Below are 12,266 nucleotides of genomic sequence, written 5' to 3'. Positions count from 1 at the left end.
TATCATTTATACTTCGTCGCGAAATTGACTTTATCTGGCGCCGGACGCCAGCGACATGTCTACGCTTTCGGACGTATTCCTTCGCCATTACCGCGAACTGCTTGGCTTTCTTTCGATGCGCACCGGCTCACGCGACGTGGCGCAGGATTGCGCGCAGGACACCTGGATCAAGCTTGCGGAATTCAACGACCGCACCCGCCCCGACAATGACCGGGCGTACGTGTTCCGGGTGGCCGCCAACATCGCGACGGACTGGCACCGCCGCCGCACCCGCGAACTGTCGGCCACCGCCGACTACGCCGCCGCGCTGCCCGTCGCCCATGCCGCCGATACCTTCGACGTGGCATCCGCCCATCAGACCCTGCGCCGCCTGGAATCCGCCCTGCTCGCCCAACCCCGCCGCAGCCTGGACGTCTTCGTGCTGCACCGTCACGAAGGCCTGACCTACCGCGACATCGCCAAGCGCTTCGCGATCTCCATCAGCGCCGTGGAAAAACACATGATGCGCATCTTGCTGGCCTGCGACCTGGCGCTGGCCGACTGATGGCCACGCGCGCCCGCCCGCTCGACCCCGTGCAAGAAGCTTCACGTTGGGTGATCCGGCAAAGCGGCGAGCGCCTGGACGACGAATCACATGCCGCGTTCGAGGCCTGGTATCGGGCGGATACACGGCATGCCGCGGCCTACGACCGCCTGTCGCGCCTGTGGCGCCGCATGGGCGAGATCGACCGCGGCAAGCTCGCGAAGCGCCCGACCCGCAAGCTGCGCGTCACCGCCATGCTGGCGCTGCTGACGGCCGCGTTCGCCGGTTGGTTCGGGTCCACCGCGCCCCAGTCGCAAGCCGACTACACCGCCGATGTCGGCGTGCGCCGCATTATGCTGCCGGACGGCTCCGCGGTCGTGCTGGATGCGCACAGTGCGTTGGCGCTGGACTATGGCGACGGCCGCCGCCAGGTTCGCTTGCTGCAGGGCCGCGCCCAGTTCGAGCCCGCACCGCGGCAACCTGGCATGGCGCCGTTCTCTGTCATCACCCGCGACGCCTTCGCCACGGCGCTGGGCACGCGCTTCACCGTAGATCTGCTGCACGGCGGCACGCGGGTGGCGGTGCAAGCGCACCAGGTCGCCGTGCGCTGCCTGCCGTGCACCGATGAACAAGGCCTGACTTTGTCTACCGGCGAAGCGGCGGAGGTGTCCGCGGCAGGCGTCAAACGCGACGCCGAGGCCGGCACGGCGCAGCCGGGCTGGACCCGTGGCCTGCTGAGCTTCGACGACGTGCCGCTGCCAGCCGCAGCGGACGCGCTGGCGCGCTACAGCGCCAAGCACATCCTGGTTTTGGGCGACGCAGCCAAGACCCAACGCGTATCGGGCACCGCCCTGGTCGCCGATCCGCTGCGGGCGCTGGAACTGCTGCTGGCGCAGACGCCGGTCCGCGTGACCGAACTGCCGGGCCTGCTGATCTTGCGCTGACGGCGTCAAGACGCTTGCCAATCGGTAAATGAGAATCGATATAAATTATTCATCGAAAAATCGATGAGGGGTTTGGGCGGTGCCGACGTCCTACGGCTGACATTACTGCTTAGGACTTACGCATGTCTTCCCGCCTTTCCACGCGCCGCCCTCCCGTCGCCGCCGTCGCCCTCTGCGCAGCGTTGGCGCTGGCCCACCCGGCACAGGCCCAGACTCGCGCCGCCCCTGTCGCCTTCGACATCCCGGCCCAGCCGCTGGGCCCCGCCTTGCTTGCCCTGGGCCAGCAGGCGAATCTGGAAGTGTCGTTCGTGCCCGCTGCCGTCGCCGGCAAATCTGCGCCCGCGCTGCGGGGCACCTTGTCGCCGCTGGATGCGCTGGACCAGTTGCTGCGCGGCTCCGGCCTGGCATTGCGCGGCGACGGCCCCGGCCGCTACATCATCTTTGTCGACAAGACGAACCAGTTTTCCGCATTGCGGCTGGAAGCGGTGAAGGTGTATGGCGAACACAGCGACGAACGGGTCTACAGCCGGGAAGAAATCGCGACAAAGCCGACCGGCAATCAAGACCTGACGTCGCTGGTGGCCACTCATCCTGCCGTGCGCACGAATACCCCGGCCAACGGATCGACGAACCGCGGCTCAATGAATGTCGAGGACATCTCCTTCCACGGCGCGAGCCCATACCAGAACCTGTTCCAGATCGACGGCATGGACGCGACGAACCGCGTCGACCCTGCCAGCAAGAACCTGAATCTGCAGATCGCCAACATCCCCAGCAACGCGCAGTCCTATTTCGTCGACACCAATCTGCTGGGCGAGGTCCGCGTGATGGACAGCTTCGTGCCCGTTGAATATGGACGCTTCACAGGTGGCGTGGTGGACGCGCGGCTGCGCCGGCCGTCCGGTGAAAACCACCTGCAACTCGACTATCGTTGGAACACGTCGAAGATGACCCAGCAGAAGATCGCCGAAGGCGACGAAACGGGATGGGGCCAGGGCAAGCCGGGGTTTTCTCCGGAGTGGAAGAAGCGCTTTTACACCGCCATCGGCGACATCGCCATCAATGACAAGACGGGCGCGGTGCTGAGCATGTCGCGACGCGAATCCAGCATCCGGCGCTGGAACATGGGCGTGGACGGCGACCAGCCCACGCAAGGCGAAGACAACTACGACGATCGCATCGACAACTTCCTGGGCAAGTTCACGGTACGGGCCACGGCGGACACCATCTCCGACCTGACGCTGAAGTACAGCGACCGCCGCGAAACCCTGTCCAGCGACACCTTCCGCGACACCCAATGGGACAACACCCATGCGGCGCGCGGCGTGGGCTGGAACCTGGACCACGCCTTCCTGGGCGGCCGGGCATCCGTGCAGGCAGGCTGGGACAACGCGCTCAGCAACCGCTCGTCCGACGCAACGTCGCTGGTCACGCACAAATTCCCGTCGATCCCGCAATACGTGACGGGCGGCTTTGGAAAAGAGCAGAAGGAACAGGACACCTGGACGCTGAAAGGCCGGGTCGACCTGGATCCAATACGTACCGGCCCCTTTACGCATACGCCCTACGCGGGGGTGGACCTGCAGCGCGTCGGCGTGAATTTCGAACGATTCAGCGATGCGTACTCGTACATCGCCGTGCACGCCGCGGACGGCTCCGAACGCCATACCAGCAAGGTACACAACCTGCGCGGAACCGTCGAGACGAAGTACAACACCGCTTCCCTCTATGCCTCGGACCGGGTGGAACTAGGACGCGTGGCCTTGACCGGCGCGCTGCGCTACGACCGCGAGACCTTCCTGGGCAACAGCAACCTGTCGCCGCGCACGCGCCTGGACTGGGACGCGTTCGGCAACGGCAATACCGTGATCAGCGGCGGGTGGGCGCGCTACTACGGCTCGGACGTGCTGAACATCGCGCTGGAGGAACGGATCAACACCCTCAGGCGCCAGGTATTGGACCGCTACGGCAATCCGGTGGCGGACGGGTCCAAACCTTACTACGTCTCCTACGAAGGCTTGCGCACCCCGTACGACGATGAATGGGCGCTGTCGGTCAGGCAGCGGATGGGCACTGTGGAAGGGCTGGCGGCCTACGTCCACCGCAATGGGCGCGATCAGGTCAGCAAAGCCGGCGACAACGTCCAGGGCTACCGCTATCTCAACAACGGCAAGTCCACTACGGATACGATCAGTCTGTCGTTGCGGACGCTGGAACCCTGGCATCTGATGGAGACCCGCTGGACCGCGCGCGCCGACTGGAGCTATCAGAAACGCAAGGTCAACGCGGACCTGGTCGAGGGCTATGAGGGCGGCGCGCGCGACCCGGACGAATACATTCTTTACGACGGCGAACGCATGCGCGCGATCGACCTTCCGCCTACGTCGTTCCATCAGCCCCAGAAGGCCTCGCTTTCCTTGACGGGCATGTGGCCCCGCGCCGGGCTGACCTGGGACAACAGCATCCAGTGGCGCAGTTCGCGCATGACGTCTGTCTATGTCGGGTACGGTCCACGCCCTGAATCGCTGCAAAGCTACCGCAGCGCCCGGCTCGCCTCGTACTGGACGTGGGACACCCGCCTGATCTGGGAGCCTGCCTTCGCTCGCAACGTCGCCTTCACACTGGACGTCCTGAACGTGTTGAACAAGACGCCGGCCATCACCGCCAGCAACCCCAATCTGACGACCAACCGAAACACCTATCAGGTCGGCCGCGAGATCTGGGTGCAAGCCAGCTACCGCTTCTGATGCACCGCGCCCTCTTACGCCGCACCCTCGCCGGGGCGGCGGCAGCCCTCGCCCTGGCGGCAGGCACTCCCCTCCGGGCGGAGCCAGCCGCGACGGCCCCGGCCCTTGCATGCCGCGATGGCGCCGCTTGGGACATGGCTTGCCTGCGGGCGCGCTATGCCGGCCCCCCAAGCCTGTGGCCGGCCCCTGCCATCGATCCCGGCATCACGTGGACCGAGTGGGCCAGGGTGCCGCCCGTGGACGCGCCGCCGTCGTCCTGGATGGCGGCGAATGCCGGCCGCGCCGAGTTGGCGAGCGATATCCGGAAGCCCGAGATCGTGGCGCTGGGGCAGATGCTGTTCTTCGATGGGCACTTGTCGCGCAAGGGGCAGGTGTCTTGCGCGTCCTGTCATATGCCGCAGCGGGCCTTTACCGACGGCCGTCCACTGGCGGTCGGGGAAGACCGGCTGATGGGCAGGCGGCGGTCGCCCTCCTTGCTGGCGGCCCCCTTCGCGCCACGCCTGTTCTGGGACGGGCGCGCCGGCACGCTGAAAGCGCAGGTGTTGGGTCCGGTGCAAGACAGCCGGGAGATGAATCACGACCTGGGCAGCGCCATCGCACGCCTGCAAGGCCTGCCACCCTACCCCGCGCAATTCTTGAAGGCGTTCGGCCCGGCGATGAGAGACGTGGCTTCGGCTTCCGGGTCAGCGTCGACTTCAGGTCGGGACGCCGTCGACAGCGACCGGTTGGCCCGTGCGCTGGCCGCCTATGTCGCCACGCTTCGTCCGCAAACCTCGCGCTTCGACGCGTTTCTCAATGGGGAGCGCAATGCCTTGAACGACACGGAACTGCGGGGCATGCATTTGTTCCGCACCCAGGCCCGCTGCATGAACTGCCATAGCGGCGCGCTACTGACGGACCACCAGTTCCACAACATCGGCCTGTCGTTCTATGGCCGGCGCAATCAGGATCTTGGCCGTTTCGAAATCACCCGAGACCCCGCCGACCTTGGCAAATTCCGTACGCCCAGCCTGCGCAATGTCTCGCAGGCCGGCCCGTGGATGCACAACGGCCTGTTCGCGGACCTGAAGGGGTTGCTACGGATGTACAACGCAGGCATGGGCCGGGAGGCCGCGCCCGCTGATCCGCCAGATCCTTATGCGCCGCGCAAGTCCGAACACATCCGTCCACTGGATCTCAGCGCGGACGACATCGACGCCTTGCTGGCGTTCATGAAGGTCTTGTAGGGGAAAGGGAAGGCGGCGCCCCTGGGGCGCCGCCAGCCTGGCATTACGAGTACGGACGCTCGCGCAGGCGGGTATGGTGGTCGACCACGGTGTCGATCACTTCGCGCAGGATGGTTTCCGCCAGAGCGGGCGGCACGCCCGCTTCTTCGGCCAGCCGGCGGATGCGTTCCACCTGTTGGGATTCCCGTACGGGATCCACGAGGTCCATGCCGTGGTTGGTCTTCAGTTCGCCGATCATGTCCGTGCAACGGAACCGCACGCCCAGCAGCAACATGATCTGTTGGTCGATTTCATCGACCTCGGCGCGCAGCGACGCCAACTCGGCTTTCGGAGAATCGTTGTTGGCCATGTTTAACCTTGAACAATATCAAGTTTGGCGATGCCCAGCGCCAAGGTCTTGGCGCCGACGTCACGGAACTGGATTTCTGCCTGCGCGTCCTGTCCTGCGCCGCTCAAGCCAATGATCGTGCCATCGCCAAACCGCGCATGATGCACGCCCTGACCCACACGATACTGCTTGTCGCCCACCGTGACACCGCTTGCGATGCCGCGCGGTTGACGCGGCGCAATAGTGTTGGTGGCCTTGCGTCCGAACGCGTCGCCGCGGTTGCCCCCGCCCCAGCCGGCGCCCGTGCTGCTGACCGGCGCCAGGCCGGCCTTGGGAGACAGCCATTTCAGGTGCTCTTCCGGAATTTCGTCCAGGAAGCGCGAACGCATGGCGTAGCGCGTCTGGCCATGCAGCATCCGGCTTTGGGCCAGGCTGATGTACAGGCGCTGCCGCGCGCGGGTGATCGCCACGTACATCAGGCGGCGCTCTTCTTCCAGCCCGGACTGTTCCAGGATGCTGTTCTCGTGGGGGAACAAGCCTTCTTCCAGGCCGGTGATAAACACGGCGTCGAATTCCAGGCCCTTGGCGGCGTGAACCGTCATCAGCTGGACGGCGTCCTGGCCTTGCTGGGCCTGGTTGTCACCGGCTTCCAGCGCCGCGTGCGACAGGAATCCCGCCAGCGGCGTCAGGCCGTCCGAGGCCACGATAGGCGCGTCGACCACGCCCGGCATCAGCGTGGACGAGGTGGCCTGTTCAGGCACCACGCCAGCAGGCATGCCGTCATAGTTCTCTTCGGAAGCGAACACGGCCGCGGCCGTGATCAATTCGTTCAAGTTCTCAAGGCGCTCGGCGCCTTCGCGCTCGGCCTTGTAATGGGCGTTCAGGCCGCTGGCTTCGAGCATGTGCTCGACCATTTCCGGCAGCGGCAGATCGCGCGTTTCTTCGATCAGGCGATGGATCAGCTGCGCGAACTGGGCCAGGTTGGACCCGCCCTTGCCGCCCACCAACGCCACCGCCGCGTAAAGGCTGGTGTCGTGTGCGCGGGCCGCGTCAGCCAGTTGCTCCAGCGTACGCGCACCGATGCCGCGCGTCGGGAAGTTGACGACACGCATCCACGACGTGTCGTCGTTGGGGTTGGCCATCAGCCGCAGGTACGCCAGCGCGTGCTTGATTTCCTGGCGCTCGAAAAAGCGCAGGCCGCCGTAGACCTTGTAGGGAATGCCGGCCGAGAAAATGGCGTGTTCCAGCACGCGCGATTGCGCGTTGCTGCGATACAGCACGGCGATCTCGCGGCGCAGGCTGCCGTCATGGATCAGCGAACGGATTTCGTCCACGATCCATTGGGCTTCCATGCCGTCCGAGGGCTGTTCGATGACGCGCACCGGCTCGCCTTCACCCTGGTCGGTCCACAGGTTCTTGCCCAGCCGGCCGCTGTTATGGCCGATCAGCGCATTGGCGGAATCCAGGATGTGGCCAAACGAACGGTAGTTCTGTTCCAGCCGGATCACGGTGCCATGCGCGTAATCACGCTCGAAGTCGGACATGTTGCCGACGTTCGCGCCCCGGAAGGCGTAAATGGACTGATCGTCGTCGCCCACGGCGAAAATGGCCGCGCCACCGCCAGCCAGCAAACGCAGCCACTTGTACTGCAGCGTGTTGGTGTCCTGGAACTCGTCGACCAGGATGTGGCGGAAACGGCGCTGATAGTGCTCGCGCACCGGTGCGTTGCGCGACAGCAGTTCATAGGCGCGAAGCAGCAGCTCGGCGAAGTCGACCACGCCTTCGCGCTGGCACTGGGCTTCGTAAAGCTGGTAGATCTCGATCAGGCGGCGGCGATGGGCGTCATAAGCTTCGACGTCCTGCGGGCGCAGGCCCTCTTCCTTGGCGCCGTTGATGAAACGTTGCACGTCGCGCGGCGGGTACTTTTCGTCGTCGACGCCGTTCGCCTTCATCAGGCGCTTGATGGCAGCCAGTTGATCGGTGACGTCCAGGATCTGGAAGCTTTGCGGCAAGCCGGCATCGCGATGATGCGCGCGCAGCATGCGATTGCACAGGCCGTGGAACGTGCCGATCCAGAGGCCGCGCGTATCAATCGGCAGAATCGCCGACATGCGCGCCAGCATCTCGCGGGCGGCCTTATTGGTGAACGTGACCGCCAGAAGCCCAAAAGGCGAAGCCTGGCCGGTTTGAATCAGCCAGGCCATGCGGGTAGTGAGTACCCGGGTCTTCCCGCTGCCCGCCCCGGCCAAGACCAGGGCGTGCTGCGGTTCTAACGTTACTGCGGCGCGTTGTTCAGGGTTGAGCTTCTCTAGCATCATGCCGCGTAGCGGCGCAGATGTTGAGCAAATTGCTCGAGCCCGGCGATGCCGCTTTGCTGGGCGCGCTGGCACCAGGCCTGCAGGTCATGGAGGAGCTGTTCGCTGCTGGCGCTGGAGCTTTCCCAGATGCGGCCGAGTTCGCGGCGCATCTGCACCAGGGTCGACAGCGACTTGTTCTGGGCGATGGCCTTGTCCACGGCGGCAAGCTGTTCAGGCTGGAGGATGTCCTCGTTGCGGTGGATGGCGCGGCGCACTTGATGCAGCTTGGTGTAGCCGCATTCAGCGTTGCCTTCCTGGCGCGAGGCCTTCAGTTTGCTCAGTTCTTCGCGAGCGGCGCTCTTGATCACGTCCGCGTAGCGGGCCATGACTTCGTAGCGGTGCGTGATCACGCCTTGCAGCGTACGCAGGTCGATGCCCGTGCGGGTGTCGTCCAGCTTCAGCTTGGGCGCAACCTTCTTGATCTTGGCCAGGCCGAAGAACTTCAGGATGTTGATGTAGCACCAGCCGATGTCGAATTCGTACCACTTGGCCGAGAACTTGGCCGACGTGCCATGGGCGTGGTGGTTGTTGTGCAGCTCTTCGCCGCCAATCACGATGCCCCACGGGAACACGTTGGTGCTGGTGTCCGGGCTGTTGTAGTTGCGATAGCCCCAATAGTGGCCGATACCGTTGACGACGCCGGCCGCCCAGAAGGGAATCCAGGCCATCTGCACCGCCCACACCGTCACGCCCATCGCGCCGAACAGGGCGACGTCGATGGCCAGCATGGACAGCACGCCCCACAGGCTGTGCTTGCTGTAGACGTTGCGTTCGAGCCAGTCGTCAGGCGTGCCGTGGCCGAACTTGGCCATGGTTTCCTTGTTGTTCGATTCTTCGCGATACAGTTCCGCGCCGCGGAACAGCACCTTCCAGATGCCGAACAGCATGGGCGAGTGAGGATCGCCTTCCTTTTCGCACTTGGCGTGATGCTTGCGGTGAATGGCGACCCATTCCTTGGTGACCATGCCGGTCGTCATCCAGAGCCAGAAACGGAAGAAGTGCATCACAGCCGGATGCAGATCCAGACCGCGGTGCGCTTGGCTGCGATGGAGAAAAACCGTGACCGCAACAATCGTGATGTGCGTCACGACAAGGGTGAATACGACGACCTGCCACCAAGTCGCTTGGGTCAGACCGCCGGCAATGAAGGAGAGGATGTAATCCATAAAGCTGTTATGAGCCTCGCTTGAGAAGTGCCTGAAGTTTAGCTTACCTTTGTCTTCTTATGACAAGGGAGTTTCAAAATAGTTTTTGAGCGAAATCAAGGACTAAGCCCCGGTTTTGGCGCACAAAACCCCACTCTCGCGGCCCTTTCGGGCAGATCGCGAGGCCGAGCCTTGCGGACATCCGGCGCCTGGGCCGGCTACCCCATGAAGGTGGGGGGTATTCGCAATGGCACCAGGTTTTGGCTACATTTCGCTACTAAAGTTCCTGTCAGCAAGGGATTTCCGTCTTGTGGACGCCACGTTCGCGGCGCAGACTTGCCGCCTTTCCCGCTGACCAAACTGTCTCTTTTGCCCCACTGATGTTGCCGAAAACAATACGACCCTATTTATTTTCAGCCCTGTCGGCGCTGGGAATCGCGCTGTGCGCGCCTGTCTTGGCGCAGACGATGAAGTCCGGCGACGTCGTCGTGTTGGCCTCGTACTACGAAATCCGGGGGTCGGATTGCCTGGCGCTCCGGGCGCCGCGTGTGCAAATCACCCAGAACCCCACCCTGGGCAAGGCCAGCATCATGCAGACGCGGGGCCAGTCCAGCGATTCGGGTCGTTGCGCCTATCGCCCGGTAGCCGTTTCGCAAGTGGTCTACCAGGCGGACCGCCCCGGGTCCGACACCCTGGCCTGGGAAGTGAAATACCAGAACAAGACATTGGGCACCCGCCGGTTCAGCGCGACGGTCGGCGTCACGCCGGCTCCCTGAGCCGGCGCGGGCCGAACGCGCGTCAGGCCGGCTTGTCTTCCTTGGCCGGTTCGGCCCCGGGGACAGATTCAGCCACCGGATCCGCCACGGGCCCGGCTTCGGGCTTGGCCTCGGCCTGGTCGCCTGCAGGCACCACCGCATCGGCCGCCACATCTGCCGCCACATCCGCATCTGCGGCCGCATCCACTCCCGAATCGTCGGCATCCAGCTCGGCGCCGGCAACCGCCGCCTCGGTGGTTTCCGCCGATGCGCCGGCTGCGCCCTTCTTTTTGCGCTCGAATACTGCGGCAAAGAAGCCGTCGGTGCCGTGCACGTCAGGGCGCAACTGGACGTAGGGGCCTTCCAACTTCAGGGTTTCGCAGCGCGCGGCCAGGATCTCGGCGGCGTCCACGCGTTCGAAATCGGGGTGGCCAGCCAGGAAACGCTCGGCCTGCACTTCGTTTTCTTCCGCCAACAGGCTGCACGTGGCGTACACCAGGCGGCCGCCGGGCGCCACGCAACGCGCGGCGCTGTTCAGGATGCGTTCCTGCAACCGGCCCAATTCGGCCAGCGCCTCGGGGTGCTGGCGCCACTTCAGGTCGGGATTGCGGCGCAAGGTGCCGATGCCGCTGCAAGGCGCGTCGACCAGCACGCGCTGTGCCTTGCCGGCCAGGCGTTTCACGCGGGCGTCGTTCTCGCTATCGATCACGACGGGCACCACGTTCGACAGGCCGCTGCGTGCAAAGCGCGGCTTGGCGCGCGCCAGGCGCGCCGCCGACACGTCGAAGGCGTACAAACGGCCGGTGGAGCGCATCAATGCGCCCAGCAGCAACGTCTTGCCACCGGCGCCGGCGCAGAAGTCGATGATCATTTCGCCGCGGCGCGGCGCGACCAGCAGGGCCAGCAACTGGCTGCCTTCGTCCTGCACTTCGATGCTGCCGTTTTCAAATTGCGGCCAGCGGTTGATAGCCGGGCGGCCTTCCATACGAATGCCCCACGGCGAAAACGGCATGGCCACGGGTTCGTAGCGACCGGCGCTTTGCTGCAGTTCGGTCAGCATGGCATCGCGCTCGGCCTTCAGCGGGTTGACGCGCAAATCCAGGCTGGCCTGGCGGTTCAGCGCTTCGACCAGGGTTTCCGGGCTGTCCATCTGGCTCAGGCGTTCGTCCAGCCAGTCCGGGATGCTGCCGCGCACCGCGCGGGGCAAGGTGGCCAGGTCGATCTGCGACACGCGCTTGAGCCATTCGGCTTCGGCGGCGTCCATGCCGTCTTCCAGCGCTTCGGCGCCCAGCGTGGCGTTCAGGCCCAGGATAGCCAGGCGGCGCGAGGCGGGGCCCACGCCGCTTTCACCGAACTGGCGGTAACGGCGCAGATGGCGCAGCACATCGTAGACGGCTTCGGCGACCTCGGAACGGTCGCGCGCCCCCAGGTTCGGATGATGGCGCAGCCAATGCGACAGCGCGGAATCGGCCGGATAGGTCCATTGCAGGATTTCGCCCAGCACGCGCTGCACCTGATCGATGCGGATGGCCGCGTACGACTGGCGCGGACGGTTGAATTGCGGCTTTTGCGAAGCGGGCTCACGATTGCCGTGCGACGAATCATCGCCGCGCGGGCCGTCATAGGAGGGACGACCTTGGCCCTGGCCTTGGTGTTCACGACGTTCCGAACCATAGGACGTGCGTTCGCCGCCACGGCTGTCGCCGCGCGGGCCGTTGCCGTACGACGGACGCGAATCCGGACGGCCCTGCCCCTGGCCTTGGTACTCCCGGCGTTCCGAACCGTAGGAGGCGCGTTCGCCGCCACGGCTGTCGCCGCGCGGACCGTTGCCGTACGACGGACGCGAATCCGGACGGCCCTGCCCCTGGCCTTGGTATTCCCGGCGTTCCGAACCGTAGGAGGCGCGTTCGCCGCCACGGCTGTCGCCGCGCGGACCGTTGCCGTATGACGGACGCGAATCCGGGCGACCCTGGCCCTGGCCTTCACGGCGGTCCGAACCATAGGAACCCCGGTCGCCGCCACGGCTGTCGCCGCGCGGACCGTTGCCGTACGACGGACGCGAATCCGGGCGACCCTGGCCCTGGCCTTCACGGCGGTCCGAACCATAGGAACCCCGGTCACCACCACGGCTGTCGCCGCGCGGACCGTTGCCGTACGACGGACGCGAATCCGGACGGCCCTGGCCCTGGCCTTCACGGCGGTCCGAACCATAGGAACCCCGGTCGCCGCCACGGCTGTCGC

Annotated in this window: 9 protein-coding genes; 5 read left to right on the top strand and 4 right to left on the bottom strand. The window is 65.3% G+C overall.

Features of this window, described 5'->3' with window-relative positions:
* Window positions 1–55: 55 nt before the first annotated feature.
* The 4 genes from HG262_RS00045 to HG262_RS00030 all read left to right on the top strand — a co-directional run bounded on the left by HG262_RS00045 (window position 56) and on the right by HG262_RS00030 (window position 5,440).
* The gene (locus tag HG262_RS00045; protein WP_169269087.1) at window positions 56–544 is read left to right on the top strand and encodes an RNA polymerase sigma factor; all 489 of its coding nucleotides are present in this window, start codon (window positions 56–58) and stop codon (window positions 542–544) included.
* A complete protein-coding gene (locus HG262_RS00040; protein ID WP_169269086.1) occupies window positions 544–1,467 on the top strand; it encodes a FecR domain-containing protein in 924 nt (307 codons plus the stop codon). Before HG262_RS00045 ends, HG262_RS00040 begins: the two co-directional genes overlap by 1 nt.
* Window positions 1,468–1,589: 122 nt before the next feature.
* The gene (locus HG262_RS00035) at window positions 1,590–4,214 is read left to right on the top strand and encodes a TonB-dependent receptor (RefSeq protein ID WP_169269085.1); all 2,625 of its coding nucleotides are present in this window, start codon (window positions 1,590–1,592) and stop codon (window positions 4,212–4,214) included.
* 134 nt (window positions 4,215–4,348) lie between these two features.
* On the top strand, window positions 4,349–5,440 hold the full coding sequence (locus HG262_RS00030; RefSeq protein WP_248293175.1) for a cytochrome c peroxidase: 1,092 nt from the start codon (window positions 4,349–4,351) through the stop codon (window positions 5,438–5,440).
* Between the two features lie 43 nt (window positions 5,441–5,483).
* On the opposite strand, the gene HG262_RS00025 is transcribed toward HG262_RS00030, so the two are convergent.
* Genes HG262_RS00025 through HG262_RS00015 form a run of 3 tightly spaced genes read right to left on the bottom strand, consistent with a single transcriptional unit; the run spans window position 5,484 to window position 9,291 of the window.
* Entirely contained in the window at window positions 5,484–5,789 is a 306-nt protein-coding gene (locus HG262_RS00025; RefSeq protein ID WP_169269083.1) for a chorismate mutase, read from the bottom strand.
* Between the two features lie 2 nt (window positions 5,790–5,791).
* Window positions 5,792–8,086, bottom strand: coding sequence for a UvrD-helicase domain-containing protein (locus tag HG262_RS00020; RefSeq protein WP_105557636.1), 2,295 nt, complete (start codon window positions 8,084–8,086; stop codon window positions 5,792–5,794).
* Complete coding sequence (locus HG262_RS00015) at window positions 8,083–9,291, bottom strand: fatty acid desaturase (RefSeq protein WP_105557635.1); 1,209 nt, start codon at window positions 9,289–9,291, stop codon at window positions 8,083–8,085. Before HG262_RS00015 ends, HG262_RS00020 begins: the two co-directional genes overlap by 4 nt.
* Window positions 9,292–9,737: 446 nt before the next feature.
* Here HG262_RS00015 and HG262_RS00010 point away from each other — a divergent pair, with 446 nt between their 5' ends.
* Window positions 9,738–10,046, top strand: coding sequence for a hypothetical protein (locus HG262_RS00010; RefSeq protein WP_248293174.1), 309 nt, complete (start codon window positions 9,738–9,740; stop codon window positions 10,044–10,046).
* 22 nt (window positions 10,047–10,068) lie between these two features.
* On the opposite strand, the gene HG262_RS00005 is transcribed toward HG262_RS00010, so the two are convergent.
* Entirely contained in the window at window positions 10,069–11,529 is a 1,461-nt protein-coding gene (locus HG262_RS00005; protein WP_169269314.1) for an RsmB/NOP family class I SAM-dependent RNA methyltransferase, read from the bottom strand.
* Between the last annotated feature and the right edge of the window lie 737 nt (window positions 11,530–12,266).

The organism is Achromobacter sp. Bel, assembly GCF_012928505.1.
In the GTDB taxonomy this organism is placed as follows: Bacteria; Pseudomonadota; Gammaproteobacteria; order Burkholderiales; family Burkholderiaceae_B; genus Achromobacter.
Note: the sequence above shows the minus strand (reverse complement) of the source record. Positions and strands in the feature narration are given on the sequence as shown.